Origin of the sequence: Kitasatospora sp. NPDC058492 (assembly GCF_042720685.1) — a bacterium.
GTDB lineage: Bacteria > Actinomycetota > Actinomycetes > Streptomycetales > Streptomycetaceae > Kitasatospora.
Map to the genome: position 1 here is coordinate 1 of NZ_JBHXMU010000063.1, position 15,600 is coordinate 15,600.

Below are 15,600 nucleotides of genomic sequence, written 5' to 3' on the forward strand. Positions count from 1 at the left end.
GCCGGACGCCGCGAGGGCGCCCGGCCGAGGGCCGGATCGGGCTAGCGGCCCGGGTACGGTGGCTGCGGGATCGGCGGGGCCGGGGGCGGAGGCGGCGGGGGCGGGGGAGGCTGGGGGGCCTCCAAGATCGGGACGGCGGTTTGCGGCACGGCGAATCTCCCTTCGGCGTGACGGGTTTCCGACCTGGCGGGGTGCCGAGGCCGGCGAAGAGGGACGGCTACGACTGCGGGGGTTCACCCGGAGCCGCCTGGACCCGTCCCGGGCCGGTGTGCCGTCGATGCCGGGGAAGGAGTGCAGGGGGCAGGCAGCCGACGGACAGCACCACATCGGCGGGTGCTGGCCGTTGACCAGATATGCCTGCCGATCGGGGCGGCCGCGCCCTCGGCCTGCGATGTCGTGTTCGAGGGTGTCGTCAGGCGCCGGTGGAAGCGGCGAGGGTGGCGTGCACGAGCTTGCCACGCGGCCACGCGGTCACGCCCCACCGCTGGTGAGTGAGCTGATCGACCAAGGCGAGCCCTCGGCCGGATTCGGCGTCCGGTCCGGCGTCGATCAGGACTGGCAGGGATGCTGACCCGTCCGAGACCAGTAGCCGCACCGTGTCGCTGGTCGCACGCCGAATGCCGACCATCATGGACGTCTGGCAGCCGGTCTTCGCCGCGTTGCCCACCAGCTCGGACATGATCAGCTCGGCGTCGTCGATCAGGTGGGGCAGGTTCCACTCGGTGAGCTTGGCGCGGACCATCCGGCGGGCGGCGAGGGCCGATGCCGTGGTGTAAGGCAGCCGGAGGGTGGCGGGGCTCGGCGGAACGGGAGCGAGCGCGGGGCGCTGGTGATGGAACGTCAGCATGCGCTCAATGTCGCCGAGTTGTTGCCATCAGTGAACGGATGGCGTGTATCACTTCCCGAAGTAGTACCGGCGCCGAGTGATACGTTTCGTATCACTCCTCAGTTGATGATCACGGATGTTCCGAGGATCGATGAGAGCTTGCGCAGCTTGGCCGTGGTCGCGCTGCCCGCGCTCGCCTTCTGTGCGATCACCCCGGGCAGCCCCTGATGGCGAGCCCAACCAGGGGCGGCCGAGCACACCTCGAGCAGGGTGTCCAGGGCGGTGTCGGACTGCCGGGTCTCGGCCTGTGCGAGCGCCACGTCCAGCATCATCCGGTTGCGCGCCGACGGGGTGAGCGAGCTCATGTCGGCGATCGACTCGAACAGGCTGAGCGCCCTCCCTGGCCGACTGGTCGAGACGGAGATGCCGATCGCCTGTGCGGCGACCGTCGCGGGCCCGAACGCCGTGCCGTTCACCATGACGTCCCGGCCCATCCGGGCCGCGACCGCACGCCCCTGTGACAGCAGATTGTCGGCTCCGTCCACGTCTCCTCGGCGGGCGGCGACGACGGCCGCGAAGGTCACGTGCCATCCGTAGGTGGCGAGCATTCCGAGATCTCGATCCCCGTACCTGGGCTCGATGGACTCGTACGACGTGCGGGCGGTCTCCTCCGCCTGGTCGAGCCGGGCATCCCGCAGGTAGATCCATGACCGACCGGACGCGACCATGGCCGAGCGGACGGTGTCCCCGGCGCGGTCGGCCTGGTGCTGTGCGTGCCCGATCCCGGCGTACGCGAGATCCCGGGCGCCGAACTGGTTCGCCACGTAGGCGGCTAGCCGGTAGGCGTCCGCGAGGACGCCCGCCGCCGTACTCCCCAGGTCGACCGGTGCGGCCTTCAGTGCAGCGGCGGCTTCGCGCAGGACTGGGGCGACGCGCACTCCGGCGCCCATGAAGTCGCCGGAGCGATAGGCCTTCCACGCGGCGGTGAGCCCGGCCGCGAGTTCGGCCGGGGACGGGGGCTGCACGTCGACGCCGACCCCGGCGGCGGTGTCGTGAACGGCACGGGACAACTCGCGCATCATCGCCCGGTCGGCGCCGTGCATCGCGCGGCGGGGGGCCTGTTGGCCGAGGACCACCGAGACGTCGGCGTGCAGCGCGGCCGAGATGCGCAGCAGCGTCTGGAGGCTGCCGCCGAGGTTGCGTTCCGCCTTGCGGATCGTCGCCACCGACAGGCCCGATGCCTCCGCAAGCTGTTCCTGCGTCATGTCCGGTCCGCGCAGAAGCTTGATGCGCTCGCCAGTGGTGTAGTCGGTCCACTGCGTCATCCTGGTCCCCTTCCGGGTACACGGCCGTACTCGGAAGGTACCCGCTCCCATGGGCGGGCGGACAAGCTTCGGCTCCGCCAGGCCTTCGTCAACCCGCTGCCGCGCAAGCCTCTCCTTCGGGGGAAAGGTTTGTGTGGCAGAGGTGTATCTGCCGGCGGGCGGCCAGGCTGGGGGCATGTCATCGGTCGTTGCTTCCGGGCAGTGGGTCTTGCCCGAATCGCCGTATGCGTTGTGGGCCCGTGGCGAGCTCGACGAGCACTTGCGGCTGCCTGAAGTCCTTCGCGTTGAGGTGATCGGCGGGGAGTTCGTGGTGGCGCCGGTGCCGAGCGTCGCCCATGCCGTGATCATCTCGGACATTCAAGAGGCGGTGTTCCGCGCCGAGTTTGCGAAGCCGTGTTGTCGATGGCGGGCGGTACAGACGGTCGGCCTCGATCTTGCGGAGATCGGGGACGGCTACATTCCGGACCTCGTCGTAGTGACCTCGGAGGTGGACTCGGCGGCCATGTCAGGGGAGGACCGCTATCTCCGCGCGGGCGAGGTCAGTCTGGTGGCCGAGGTCACCGCGCCTTTCAGCGCGTACAACGACCGTCGTGCCAAACGGCGGGGGTATGCGCGCGCCGGTGTGCCGTACTACCTATTGGTGGACCGCGACCCACGGCAGCCGGGTGTCACGCTGTTCGGTGAGCCGGACAGTAGTGCGGGCGGTTACCGGGTGCTCGGTCGGTGGGAGTTCGGTGCCTCTGTGGAGTGGCCCGAGGAGTTCGGGTTCGAACTCGACACCGCGAGATGGACTCCCTGGGCTGAGTAGCCCTGTACGAACGCCGCCCGGGACGAATGGTCGTCCCGGGCGGCGGTGTTCTTGGGGTGGTCAGGACTGCTTGGGTTTGCGGGCGACGGCTATCGCGAGGGCCGTGCAGAGGGCGGCGGCGATGGCGGCGAAGCCGCTGACGGCGGGGAGGAGGCCGTAGTGCTGGACCAGGGCGCCGACGGCGACGATGGGGAGGGAGCTGCCGAGGTAGACGATGATCCACAGGGAGCTGAGCTCGGAGCCCCGGCGTTCCGGGTTCATCGCGGCGACGGCGGTGGTGAAGAGGGAGCGGAAGGCCACACCCTGGCAGATGCCGCCGAGGACGCTGCCGATGAACAGCAGCGCCGGGGTCTCGGTGTACTGGGCGGCGACGACCAGGGCGAGGCCGGCGGCGAGGCCGCCCATGCCGAGGGCGATGACCAGGCGGTCGGAGGTGGGCGGGACGAGGAGCTGGGCCAGTGCGGACGAGCCGAGCAGCAGGGCGGCCACGATCGCGCCGGTCAGGTGCGAGGAGGTGTGCAGCAGCTTGGCGGAGAAGGCCGGGGCGAGCGCCAGGTAGACGCCGAACACCGCGTACGAGATGAAGCCGGCCGAGGCGGCGAGCAGGAACTCGCGGCGGCCGGTGCGGGGCAGGGCGAGCCGGCGCGGGCGCAGGTGGGCCGGGGTGGTGATGCGGGGCGGGGTGGCCGGCGGGCGGTTGCGGCCGGGCATCCGCGGGTGGACGAGGGCCAGCGGCACGCAGAGCGCCAGCAGGGCGATGGCGTGCAGCAGGAAGGGCGTCAGCAGCGGGTCCGTGCCGTTGGCGAGCAGGGCGCCGACCACCGGGCCGAGCGCGACGCCGCCGGCGGAGCAGGCCAGGGTGAGCTTGGCGGCGAGCGTCGGGTGGTCGGGCAGCAGGTCGCCGAGGGCGGCCCCGGCGGCGCCGGTGGACAGGCCGACGGCGATGCCCTGGACGGCCCGGCCGGCGGCGAGCTGCCAGAAGCTGCCCGAGGTGGCGAACACGACGTCGCCGGCGGCGGCCAGGGCGACGGCGGGCAGGATCAGGGCGCGGCGGCCGAGGTGGTCGGACCAGTGGCCGACCACGGCGAGCACGGGGACCAGCGCGAACACGTAGATCGTGAAGAGGATCGTGGTGTCGAGCGGGCCGAGGCCGAGGCGCTGCTGGAGGAGCGGGTAGATCGGCGTCGCCAGGTTGGCACCGATCAGCATCAGCAGCAGGGCGGCGGCGACCAGGCCGACGCGGACACCGCGCAGCGCGTTCCAGCGGCTGACCGCGGCGAGCTGGAGCTGGGCGCGGGGCGCGAGCTCCAGGGGAAGCAGGGCCTCCGAGAGTCGGCGTCCGTCGAGCTGCGCGGTGCGCAGGCCGGAGCCGGCGGGGGAGAGGTCCGCCATGTAAGGGATCTCCTGTGGCAGGGCACCACCGGGTCGGCGGGGTGTGCCGGCGCGCCCGTCCTGAGGCGCTGTGGTGGTGGCCGAGGTGCGGGGCTCCCTGGTGGAGCGGGTGAGCTGAGTGGGCCCCTCCTGCCCGGTGTCGGGCGGGGAGGGCGAAGGGCTTCATTGCCCGGTGGCCCGCGCGGGGTGTGCACGGTGCCAATGCGAAGGATAAAGGGTGGGCGCACGGTTGCGGCGCGCGCCCCTTGAGGCCGGGCATCGGGGGTGCCCGGCCTATACGCTGAGGTGGTGGATCGGGACGCTGAGCTGATAGGCGGACCGCTGGCTGAGGGAGAACGCACAACGATGGCCGGACGACGTCGGAAGAACGCCGGGGCTTCGCCGGGAGAGAGTGCGGTCGAGCCGGTTCTGCCCGCCGACCTGGAGCTTCAGGACCTCTACGGGGCGTTCGCCGCGCACGGGCTGGACGACGAGGACCTGGACGACGCGGCGGTCCTGGTACCGCCGGTGAAGCTGCCCGCCGAGGAGGAGCTGGCCGCCCTGGCGAAGGCCGTGCCGATGTTCGGGTACGCGCTGGCGCTGGCCCGCTGGGCCGCCCCGCACCGGGTGGTGGACGAGTTCGGCGACCTGGTGGAGGAGGACCGGGCGCCGGCGGCGCAGCTGCTGGGCCTGACCCCCGCCGAGGGGGAGGTGCCGGAGGAGGCGGAGGTCGAGGCGATGCGGGCCTGGTCGCTGGCCTGCGACCTGGACCTGGTGGAGATCGGGACGACGGCGGCCGGTGAGCACGTCGCCGTGCCGGGCCCGGATCTGGAGCCCGCCGAGGAGGGTGACCCGGAGACCGTCCTGGAGCTGTGGCTGACCGCTGCCGGGATCGTCCGGGAGCTGGCCGTGGAGGCCGACTCGCTGCCGGAGGAGGAGGCCGTGCGGGCCGCCGAGGGCGGGGAGGCCGGGGAGGCCGTGGAGGGCGGTGAGGAGGACGAGGACGCCCTGAGCGAGGTCGAGGAGGCCCGGGACGCCGCCGCCGAGCTGTTGGACGAGGCGTTGCAGGTGCTGTACGAGACCACCGCCTTCGCCGATCCGGGCAACGAGACCGTGCCGCTGGGCGTGCTGGCCGCGCTGCTGGTGGTGCCGGAGGGCGAGGAGCCGAGCGAGGAGCTGCTGGGCGACATCACCGATGTGATGGTCGCACTGGACCCGATGCTGGGCGACCTGGCCGAGCTGGGCCTGCTGGAGTACCGGCCGATCGACCCGGAGCTGTTCGACGAGGAGGAGGGCCCGGAGGGCGAGGAGCCCGCCCTCGTCGGCGAGGCGCCGCTGGACGATGAGGAGTCGGCGCGCTTCGGGCTCGTCCGGCTCACCCCGCTCGGCCAGTACGGCATCCGGCAGTGGCTGCTGGAGGACGGCTACGACGCGCCGCTGGTCGGCGAGCTGGCCCAGGGCGACGCGGCCGAGCTGCTGCGCGCGGTGTGCGAGGCCGCCAACGTGCTGCCGGACGAGGAGCTGCGGGTCTGGATCACCGGCCGGGAGCCGGTGGCGGCGGCGCGCGAGCTGCTGGCGGCGGCGCGCGGCGACGACGCGTACGCCCCGATGCGGCGGATGCTCGGCGTCTCGGCGCTGAACATGCTGGGCGCGGCCGCCGAGCCTGCCGTGCGGGACGTGCTGGACGACCCCGAGCTGGGCGGCGCCGCCCGGGCCTGGCTGACCTCGAAGGGAGCGACGGACGTGCCGGTACCGGAGCGGACGATGGCGCTGTGGACGGTGGTCGACACCTTCGCCGCCCAGCTGCTGGACAGCGGCGGCGACGCCGAACTGCTGCGCGAGCTGATCGCGGACCTGCCGGTGACCGGCAACCCTGCGTCCTACTTCGGCGAGCTCTGGCGGGTCGACCACCCGTACACGGCGGACGTCCTGGAGGCCGTCGGGGAGCTGCACCTGGACCGGGCGGTGGCCAAGGAGGCGCGCAAGGCGGCCTTCAAGGCGCGGTCCAAGGGCTGACGGGCCGACGGGGGGGGGGGCTTCGGCGGGCTGATGGGCCGGCGGGTCAGGGGAGATCGAGGGAGCCGTCCTCGGCGAAGGGGAAGAACGGGTTGTGGGCCAGCTCCCAGAGGTGGCCGTCCGGGTCCTCGAAGTAGCCGGAGTAGCCGCCCCAGCTGGTCGGGACCGGCGGCTTGACCACCACGGCGCCGGCCTCGACCGCCGTCTTCAACGCGGCGTCCACCAGCGCGGGGGACTCCAGGTTCACCGCGAGGGTGACGCCGCGGAAGGCGGGCTCACCGGTGGCGGGCACGCCCGCGTCCGCGGCCAGCTCCTCGGTGGGGAAGAGGCCGAGCGCCGAGTCGGCGGTGCGGAACCAGACGATCTCCGGACTGGAGGCGGAGGACCGCCGCCAGCCCAGGTCCTCGTAGAAGCGGGCGCTGCGGTCGAGGTCGGAGACCCCGAGGGTGACGATGCTGATCCGGGGCGGGAAGCTGCTGTCTGCTGTCATGCCGCCAGGGTAGGGAGGGCGGCTGACAACCGCGCGTCCTGACACGGCCCGTGCCGGCCGGCAACCAGCAGTCCTGACACGGCCCGGGCCCGTCGGCGGCCGGGCGTCCCGACGCGGCCTGCGCCGGTGCCCGGCACCCGAGCTGATGACCCGGCAGGTCCCGGGCACTAAGGTGGCGTCGGCGGTGCGGGCGCGAGGACTCGGGGGTGCGGCACAGGATGATGCGGGAGAGTGGCGGCAGGCCCCCGGAATGGAACGTCGGGCGGACGGACCCTGCGCGCGTCCCGGACCCGAGGAGCAAGGAGGAGCGTCTCGCCGCGGTGGAGGACTTCTCCCGCCGGACGGTGGCCGCGGCCGACTTCCCGGTGTACGGCGTGGTCGCGGGGCTGTCGCGCGGGGGCGGCGGGACGGGCGGCTGGGGCGAGGCGCTGGCCGCCTTCGAGACCTCCGGCGGCGAACTCGCCTGGGTCGAGGTGCAGTCCGGCGACTGGAGCTCGGTGGCCGGCCCGTACGTCAGCGTGCGCACCTACCGGCCGGACGCGGAGCGCGGCGAGGACCTGCCCGAGCTGGAGGACGTGGTCGAGGACGAACGGGACCGGGTCTATGACCACCTGGGGGTCGACGAGGGCGACGGGCCGGGCCGGGTGCGGGCGTTGCGCGAGTGGATCACCGTGGACGGCGAGCCGTACCCGGTGGAGGTGCACGAGGACCGTCCGGTGCTCTGGCCCGGTGCGTCGGCCGCCGACGGGGCCGCACCGGTCTGGGCCGGGCGGCTGCGGATCGGCGGGCTGACCGTGACGGTGTGCGGGCGCGGGGTGCCGCCCGGCGGCGTGGAGCTCGGCGGGATCGCGGACTTCGAGCCGTACCTGCGCGGCCGGGCCGAGCTGCTGGGCGAGCTGGCCGCCCGGCGGGCCCGGCAGGTCCCGGTGCAGGAGCGTGAACTGCCGCCCGCCGTCGGGCTGGAGGCGCACCGGGAGCTGATCGCGCAGAGCGTCGCCGCGTCTGCCGCCGTCGAGGCGCAGGTCCGGGCCGGGCGGACGCCGCGGCGCCCGCGCGGGGACGCCTACGAGGTGCGCTGGGAGGTGGCGGTGCGCCAGCAGATGCGGCTCGCCACCGAGAACCGGGAGGAGGCGGTGACGGCGCTGACCGCGATGGTCAACCACCTCAACCGGCTTGCCCGGCACACGCATTGGCTGATCGGCACGCCGGAGGGCGGGGCGGCCGTCGAGGAGGTCGTCCGGTACACGGTGTTCGCCAGTGAGGTGGCGAGCCTGCCGGCGCAGCGGGCCTGGGAGCAGCTCTGGCGGGAGCGGCGGGGCGGCGGGCCAGAGGTCTGGGAGGAGCACCGGCTCGCCGAGCAGCTGTGGCTGTCGGCCTGGGAGCAGTGGCGGACGACGCGGTCGGGGTGACCCTCGGCGGGGCGTCGTGGGTCGGGGTGGCCCTCGGCAGGGCGCCGTGGGTCGGGGTGGCCCTCGGCGGGGCGTCTCAGGCAAAGCGGAGGTCATGTGTCGGTCATCGGTTGGCAAATGGCCGCCTGGGCGTGAGGTGGGCGTCATGCCTGGTTCATCCCCGCGGCGGAGTCTGCTGGGCGTCGACACCCCGTCTCGACGCCCCGCCCGCCGGGCACCGGGCCCGCCCCCGGTCCGGCGGCCGATTCCTCAGGAGTTGCTGCCATGCCGCTGTCCCGCCGGGACTTCGTCAACCGTTCCACCCTCGTCGGGGCCGGCGTGCTGATCGCCGGCAGCGCGGAGGCGCTGGCCAGCGCCCCGGGCGCGATCGCCGCCCCGGCCGGCGGCGAGCTGCCGGCCGCGTCCGCGGCGGGTGACACCGGTGCGGTGCGCGCCGCCATCGGCTACGGCCCGCTGGTGCAGGACCCGGCCGGGCTGCTGTCGCTGCCCAAGGGCTTCGCGTACAAGGTCGTCAACCGAGCCGGCGTCACCCGGCTGCGCACCGGCGAGTTCACCCCGAGCAACCACGACGGCACCTCCGCCTTCGAGGACGAGCGCGGCGGCAACCTGATGGTCGTCAACCACGAGCTGTCCGGTGCCCGCGCCAACTGGCCGTACCCGGTGCCGCTGACCGAGGGCCACGTCTACGACCCGGGCGCGGCCGGCGGCTGCACCATCGTGCACGCCAAGCGGAACGGCTCGGTCGAGCAGTGGGTCGGCATCGCCGGCACCTCCACCAACTGCGCGGGCGGCGTGACCCCGTGGGGCACCTGGCTGTCCGGCGAGGAGACCGAGGACAAGGCCGGCAAGAACGGCTTCACCAAGGACCACGGGTACATCTTCGAGGTCGACCCGTTCGACGACGACTACAACCGCGACCCGCAGCCGGTGAAGGCCTTCGGCCGGTACGCGCACGAGGCCGTCGTGGTGGACCCGAAGCGCGGCCACGTCTACCTGACCGAGGACGCCTCGAACCCCAACGGCCTGCTGTTCCGCTGGACCCCGCCGGCCGGCTTCAAGCACGGCCGCTACCAGCTGCGCAAGCTGGCCGCCGACGCGGGCGTGCTGGAGGCCTTCAAGGTCTTCGACGCCCAGGGCAAGTTCGTCGACGACCTCTCCCGCGCCACCAAGGTCGGCACCACCTACGGCGCGGACTGGGTCAAGGTCCAGGACCGCGACGCCAGGACCGTCTCGATCCGCAAGCAGTTCAAGGACGGCGAGGTCACCCGCGCCCGCAAGCTGGAGGGCATGTGGTGGGGTGACGGCGGCTTCTACTTCGTCTCCAGCTTCGCCCGCTCGGAGAGCCCGGTGCAGCACGACGGCCAGGTCTGGTTCTACAACCCGACCCGCCGCACCATCACCCTGAAGGTGCTGCTCGGCGTCAACACCGACGTCTGGGGCGACCACGACAACTTCGACGGCCCGGACAACATCACCGTCTCGCCGTACGGCGGCATCGTGATCGCCGAGGACGGCGAGGGCGTGTCGCACCTGTTCGGCGCCACCGAGGACGGGCTGACCTACTCCATCGCCCGCAACGAGCTGAACATCGGCACCGCCGAGAAGCCGGAGTTCAGCGAGTTCACCGGGGTGACCTTCTCGGACGACGGCAAGACCCTCTTCGCCAACATCCAGACCCCGGGCATCCAGCTGGCCATCACCGGCCCGTGGCACCGGCTGAACGAGCACAAGCGCGGCCAGGGCTACGGCGAGTGACGTAGCGGGTGTCGAAGGGGCTGCCCGCGGTCATCCGTCCGCGGGCAGCCTCAGTTGCAGCATCGCCAGCAGGCGCTGCTGCGGCTGGGCGAGGTCGATGCCGGTCAACTGCTCGGCACGGCGCACCCGGTAGCGCAGGGTGTTGGGGTGGATGTGCAGGGCGTCCGCGGCGACCCGGACCTCGCCGAGCGCGTCCAGCCAGGCCAGCACCGACTCGGCGAGCCGGGTGCCGTGCCGGCGGTCGTACGCGGCGAGCGCGGTGAGCCGGGGGTCGCGCAGGCCGGAGCGCTCCTGGAGCAGCGCGAGCATCTCGCTGACCAGCACCTCGGCCTGGACGTCGATCAGCGCCGCCACGTCGAGGTCCACCCCGCCGCGGCTCATCGCGTCCAGGATGCGGTCCGCCTGCGCGCGGGAGTCCGGCACCTGGGCCAGGCCGTCCACGGTCGAGCCGATCGCGGCGCGCAGCGGGACGCCGAGGTGCTCCCGGGCGGCAGCCACCACCTCGTCCGCCCAGCCGCGCACGGTGGCCATCGGCAGGCCGGGCGGGAGCTCGGGCAGCAGCACGTACACCCGGGACTCGATCGGGGCGAGCAGGGCGGTGCGGTGCCGGGCGGCGGTGTGCACCGAGATCAGGCCGGTGACGTCGGAGCGGTGCAGCGCCTCGGTGGTGTGCGCGCCGTAGGCGAGCACGGTGGCCGGGCGGCGCAGGTCCAGACCCAGGTGGGTGGCGAGCGACTGCGGGCCGGTGGAGCCCTCCAGCAGGCCGGTGAGCAGCGTCCGGGTGAGCCGCATGTCGGCGGACAACTCGCGTCGGCGGCGCACCAGTTGGGCGGCGGCCACCCGGGCGGCGCCGACCAGGGCCTGATCGGCGAGCGGCGCCAGCGGCTGCGCCCCCTCCTGCACCCAGATGGTGCCGAGCGGCTGCGCCCCGGCCCGGATGCCGATCGCCAGGCGGCGGCGCAGGCCGAGTTCGGGGTGCGGTTCGACCGCGATCGGGGCGTCCGAGGTGCGCAGGTGCTGGAAGATGCCCCACTCGCGGAGCTTGGACAGGTACGGCTCGGGGCCCTGCCAGCCGAGGATGGAGAGCCGGCGCAGGTCGTCGACCTCGTCCGAGTCGGAGGAGCGGGAGTACGCCAGCACCCGGCTGGAGGTGTCCTCGATCGAGACGATGCCGTTGGTGAGCACGGCGACGGTCTGGGCGAGGGAGAAGAGGTCGCCCGCGTTGGGTTCGGGGGCGCCGGGGGTGTCCGGGGCGTCCGGGCCGGCGATGATCGCGCGGGCCAGTGAGTCGAGGTGCTCCCAGCGGGTCTCGCGGCGCACCGAGAGCAGGGCGACGCCCGCCTCGGTGGCGGCCTCGCGCAGTGCGTCCGCCTGGCCGGGGCCGTCCAGCTTGACCGCGACCGCCGCGGCGCCGGCCCGTCCGGCGGCGCGCAGGGCGGGGAGGGCGGCGCGGCCGCGGGCGCCGATCGCGAGGACGAGTTCGCCGGGGGCGGCGGTCGGCGGGTCCTCCGGGTCGAGGATCGCGACGTCGCGGACCGGGACGTCCAGGCCCTGCGGGGCGGCCTGGAGTTCGACCAGGGGTTCGCCGAGGGACATCAGCAGCCGGCGGAGCGGGAGGCCGGAGGTGGGCGGGAGTCCGGGGGAGCCTGGGAGGCCGGGGGTCGTCATCGGGCCTCCTTCATCCGCTCGGACAATGCCGTGTGGTTGATTTTAGCCGGGCGGACAGAGTCGCGGCCCGGCTTTCGTAAATAGTTGACTCTGACTATTCAGGAGTGGATAGTCAGTACTGACCAAGAGATGAGGACGTCTCGTGGCGAAGCGACGCAAGGTGTCGAACCCGCTGGCCCTCGCGGTCCTGGCCGAACTCGTGGCCGGGCCGATGCACCCGTACGAGATGGGGCGCCGGCTCAAGGAGCACGGCAAGGACCGCAACATCAAGTACAACCGCAGCTCGCTGTACATGGTCGTGGAGCAACTGCGGAAGGCCGGGTTCGTCGCCGAACAGGAGACCGTCCGCGACACCCAGCGACCGGAGCGCACCGTCTACGCCGTCACCCCCGAGGGCCGGGCGGAGCTCACCGACTGGATGCGCGAACTCGTCGCCGAACCGCAGCACGAGTACCCCGCGTTCGGGGTCGCGCTGTCGCTGCTCATGGTGGTCCCGCCGGCCGAGGCCGTGGAACTGCTGGAACAGCGGCGGGCCGCGCTGGCCGCCGAGGTGGCGGGCATCCGGGCGGCCCTGCGGAAGGCCTCGGACGACGGCGTGGCCTGGATCTTCCTGATCGAGGAGGAACACCGGGTCGGCGCGCTGGAGGCCGAGGGCCGCTTCGTCGAGCACCTCGTCGGTCGACTCAAGGAGCCGGAGTTCATCCGGACCTGGCACGAGATCTTCGGGAGTCTGGAATGAGTACGAGCAACGGGGAGAAGAGGGCCCTCGTCATCGGCGGCGGCATCGCCGGGCCGGTGACGGCACTGGCCCTGCGCAAGGCCGGCGTCGAAGCCGTCGTCTTCGAGGCCTACGAGTCCTCCGCCGAGGGCATCGGCGGCACCTTCATGATCGCCCCCAACGGGCTCGACGCCCTGGCGACCGTCGGGCTCGGGGCGGAGGTCGGCGCGATCGGACAGCCGATCGGCCCGATGCTGATCGAGGACGGCCGGGGCGGCGTGCTGGCCGAGTTCGCCGGCCTCCCCGACCTGCCGCCCGGCCGGGTCATGCGCCGCGCCGAACTGTACGAGGTGCTCCAGCGGCGGCTGCGCGAGAGCGGCATCGAAGTCCGCTACGGCAAACGGCTGGTCGGCGCCGAGGAGGGCGCCGACGGCGTCACCGCCCGCTTCGCCGACGGCGACACCGCCACCGGCGACCTGCTGATCGGCACCGACGGCACCCGCTCCACCGTCCGCACCCTGATCGACCCGGCCGCACCCGGCGCGCAGTACACCGGCCTGCTCGGCGTCGGCGGCTACAGCCCGCACCGGCTGCCCGGCCGGGCCGGACGCGGCGAGACCATGCACTTCGCCAACGGCGCCCGCGCCTTCTTCGGCTACTGGGGGCTGCCGGACGGCGCCGGGACGGCCTGGTTCAGCAACATCCCGCAGCCCGAACAGCTGACCGCCGAGCAGGTCCGCGCCGTCAGCCCGGAGGAGTGGCTGCGCCGGGTCCGCGACCTGCACGCCGACGACCTGCCCGCCCGGGACGTGCTGCGCGAGGCCGCCGCCGACACCGTCGAGGTCTTCCCGCGGCTGGAGATCATGCCGTCCGTCCCGCACTGGTACCGCGGCCGGATGGTGCTGGTCGGCGACAGCGCGCACGCCCCCTCCAACAGCTCCGGCCAGGGCGTCTCGCTGGCCGTCGAGAGCGCCGTCGAACTCGCCCGCTGCCTGCGGGACCTGCCCGACCACACCGCCGCCTTCGCCGCCTACGAGGCGCTGCGCCGGCCCCGGGTCGAGAAGATCGCCGCCAACGCGGCGCGCACCAACAACCAGAAGTCCTCCGGGCCGGTCGGCCGGGCGCTGTTCCGGCTGCTCGCGCCGATCGCGATGCGGACCTTCCTGAGCCCGGAGAAGATGCTCCGCCCGGTGCACGGCCACCGGATCGACTGGGACCGGCCGGTGCTCCCGGTGGCCTCCGGCGCGACGGGCCGTCAACGGCGCGCCGTGACCGCGCCGTGACTGCGCCGTGACCCCTTCGTCGGGCCGGACAACGCCGTACGGGGGAATTTAGCCGCCCGGCCAATCAAGTGGCCCCAGGGGCAGGAATAGCGTTCGTGCTGTGGCCGACGTGCGACCCACGCCGGCATCCCCCCGCATCAACGAAGGAGAGCGTGCGCTCTATGGACGCTGTGACCCAGGTCCCCGCGCCGGTGAACGAGCCGGTCCACAGCTACGCCCCGGGCAGCCCGGAACGGGCCCGCCTGGAGGCCAAGCTGAAGGAGCTGGGCGGCCAGGAGCCGGTCCAGCTGACCATGACGATCAACGGTGAGCACCGCATGGGCGGCGGCGCCGAGATCCACGTCGTCCAGCCGCACAACCACGCGGCGAGGCTCGGCACCCTGCGCAACGCCACCCAGGCCGACGCGCAGGAGGCCATCGACACTGCCCTGGCCGCGGCCCCGGCCTGGCAGGCGCTCTCCTTCGACTCCCGCGCCGCGATCTTCCTCAAGGCCGCCGACCTGCTGGCCGGCCCCTGGCGCGAGACCCTGGCCGCCGCCACCATGCTCGGCCAGTCCAAGACCGCCCAGCAGGCCGAGATCGACACGCCCTGCGAGCTGGTCGACTTCCTGCGCTTCAACGTGCACTTCGCCCGCCAGATCATGGCCGAGCAGCCGATCTCCTCGGACGGCGTGTGGAACCGCAGCGACCACCGCCCGCTGGAGGGCTTCGTCTACGCGATCACCCCGTTCAACTTCACCGCGATCGCCGGCAACCTGCCGACCGCGCCCGCGCTGATGGGCAACGTGGTGCTCTGGAAGCCGTCCCCGACCCAGCAGTACTCCGCGCACCTGCTGATGCAGCTGCTGGAGGAGGCCGGCCTGCCCAAGGGCGTCATCAACATGGTGACCGGCGACGGCCTGGACGTCTCCGCCGTGGCGCTCAAGCACCCGGCGCTGGCCGGCATCCACTTCACCGGCTCCACCGCCACCTTCCAGCACCTGTGGCGCTCCGTCGGCGAGAACATCGCCGGCTACCGCACCTACCCGCGGATCGTCGGCGAGACCGGCGGCAAGGACTTCCTGGTCGCCCACCCGTCCGCCGACCCGGCCGTGCTGAAGACCGCGATGACCCGCGGCGCCTTCGAGTTCCAGGGCCAGAAGTGCTCGGCGCTCTCCCGCGCCTACGTCCCGGCCTCGATCTGGGCCGGCCTCAAGGACGAGTTCGCCGCCGAGGTCGACGGCCTCACCATGGGCGACGTCACCGACCTGGCGAACTTCATGTCCGCCGTCATCGACGACCGCGCCTTCGCCAAGAACAAGGCCGCCATCGACCGCGCCCAGGCCGACCCCGCGGTCGAGGTCCTGGCCGGCGGCACCTACGACGACTCGGTCGGCTACTTCGTCCGCCCGACCGTCCTCGTCTGCGAGGACCCGGCGTCCGAGTACTTCCGCGAGGAGTACTTCGGCCCGATCCTCGCCGTGCACGTCTACCAGGACGACAAGTACGACGAGATGCTGGCCCAGATGGAGTCGGCCTCCGCCTACGGCCTGACCGGCGCGATCATCGCCCAGGACCGCGCGGCCGCCCAGGACGCCATGCACAAGCTGCGCTTCGCGGCCGGCAACTTCTACATCAACGACAAGCCGACCGGCGCCGTCGTCGGCCAGCAGCCCTTCGGCGGCGGCCGGGCCTCCGGCACCAACGACAAGGCCGGTGCCAAGCAGAACCTGGCGCGGTGGACCTCGACCCGCTCGGTCAAGGAGACCTTCGTCCCGCCGACGGACTACCGCTACCCGCACATGGGCTGAGTGCCCCTCCCGACCGTTCCGGTCGCCTGACCACTGCGGTCACCCGACCGCTCCGGTCGCCTGACCATTCCGGTCACCCGCGACGCCCGGCCCCGCAGCCGGGCGTCGCCCGCCGGGGCGGCGGTGCCACGTACCCGCCGC

12 protein-coding genes are annotated in these 15,600 nt (G+C 73.1%); 7 read left to right on the forward strand and 5 right to left on the reverse strand.

Annotated elements, in window-relative coordinates; genetic code table 11:
* Window positions 1-412: 412 nt before the first annotated feature.
* Both ACFWPI_RS31730 and ACFWPI_RS31735 read right to left on the reverse strand, forming a co-directional pair.
* Window positions 413-847, reverse strand: a complete 435-nt coding sequence (locus tag ACFWPI_RS31730; RefSeq protein WP_380375154.1) for an ATP-binding protein — start codon at window positions 845-847, stop codon at window positions 413-415.
* A gap of 98 nt (window positions 848-945) precedes the next feature.
* Window positions 946-2,151 carry a helix-turn-helix domain-containing protein gene (locus ACFWPI_RS31735; RefSeq protein ID WP_380375153.1) on the reverse strand — a complete coding sequence of 402 codons (1,206 nt, stop codon included), beginning with the start codon at window positions 2,149-2,151 and terminating at the stop codon, window positions 946-948.
* A gap of 133 nt (window positions 2,152-2,284) precedes the next feature.
* Between ACFWPI_RS31735 and ACFWPI_RS31740 the strand changes: the two genes are divergently transcribed.
* Entirely contained in the window at window positions 2,285-2,959 is a 675-nt protein-coding gene (locus ACFWPI_RS31740; protein ID WP_380375151.1) for a Uma2 family endonuclease, read from the forward strand.
* A 60-nt stretch (window positions 2,960-3,019) separates the two neighbouring features.
* Here the strand turns inward: ACFWPI_RS31740 and ACFWPI_RS31745 are convergent, their stop codons facing one another.
* Window positions 3,020-4,351 (reverse strand): MFS transporter, encoded by a 1,332-nt coding sequence (locus tag ACFWPI_RS31745; protein ID WP_380375149.1) that lies wholly within the window; start codon window positions 4,349-4,351, stop codon window positions 3,020-3,022.
* A 345-nt stretch (window positions 4,352-4,696) separates the two neighbouring features.
* Here ACFWPI_RS31745 and ACFWPI_RS31750 point away from each other — a divergent pair, with 345 nt between their 5' ends.
* Window positions 4,697-6,346, forward strand: coding sequence for a hypothetical protein (locus ACFWPI_RS31750; RefSeq protein WP_380375147.1), 1,650 nt, complete (start codon window positions 4,697-4,699; stop codon window positions 6,344-6,346).
* A gap of 46 nt (window positions 6,347-6,392) precedes the next feature.
* On the opposite strand, the gene ACFWPI_RS31755 is transcribed toward ACFWPI_RS31750, so the two are convergent.
* Complete coding sequence (locus tag ACFWPI_RS31755; protein WP_380375146.1) at window positions 6,393-6,836, reverse strand: VOC family protein; 444 nt, start codon at window positions 6,834-6,836, stop codon at window positions 6,393-6,395.
* 320 nt (window positions 6,837-7,156) lie between these two features.
* Here ACFWPI_RS31755 and ACFWPI_RS31760 point away from each other — a divergent pair, with 320 nt between their 5' ends.
* Together ACFWPI_RS31760 and ACFWPI_RS31765 are read left to right on the forward strand one after the other, a co-directional pair.
* A complete protein-coding gene (locus ACFWPI_RS31760) occupies window positions 7,157-8,245 on the forward strand; it encodes a hypothetical protein (RefSeq protein ID WP_380375144.1) in 1,089 nt (362 codons plus the stop codon).
* A 264-nt stretch (window positions 8,246-8,509) separates the two neighbouring features.
* Window positions 8,510-10,000, forward strand: a complete 1,491-nt coding sequence (locus ACFWPI_RS31765; RefSeq protein ID WP_363368945.1) for an alkaline phosphatase PhoX — start codon at window positions 8,510-8,512, stop codon at window positions 9,998-10,000.
* Between the two features lie 30 nt (window positions 10,001-10,030).
* On the opposite strand, the gene ACFWPI_RS31770 is transcribed toward ACFWPI_RS31765, so the two are convergent.
* Window positions 10,031-11,668 carry a PucR family transcriptional regulator gene (locus ACFWPI_RS31770; RefSeq protein ID WP_380375142.1) on the reverse strand — a complete coding sequence of 546 codons (1,638 nt, stop codon included), beginning with the start codon at window positions 11,666-11,668 and terminating at the stop codon, window positions 10,031-10,033.
* Window positions 11,669-11,810: 142 nt separating this feature from the next.
* Here ACFWPI_RS31770 and ACFWPI_RS31775 point away from each other — a divergent pair, with 142 nt between their 5' ends.
* The 3 genes from ACFWPI_RS31775 (at window position 11,811) to pruA (ending at window position 15,459) form a co-directional block, all read left to right on the forward strand.
* The gene (locus tag ACFWPI_RS31775; protein ID WP_063349534.1) at window positions 11,811-12,407 is read left to right on the forward strand and encodes a PadR family transcriptional regulator; all 597 of its coding nucleotides are present in this window, start codon (window positions 11,811-11,813) and stop codon (window positions 12,405-12,407) included.
* Entirely contained in the window at window positions 12,404-13,669 is a 1,266-nt protein-coding gene (locus ACFWPI_RS31780; RefSeq protein ID WP_380375139.1) for an FAD-dependent oxidoreductase, read from the forward strand. The genes ACFWPI_RS31775 and ACFWPI_RS31780 overlap by 4 nt, the downstream gene beginning before the upstream one ends.
* Window positions 13,670-13,830: 161 nt before the next feature.
* Entirely contained in the window at window positions 13,831-15,459 is a 1,629-nt protein-coding gene (pruA, locus tag ACFWPI_RS31785) for an L-glutamate gamma-semialdehyde dehydrogenase (protein WP_380375138.1), read from the forward strand.
* The last annotated feature ends 141 nt before the right edge of the window (window positions 15,460-15,600 follow it).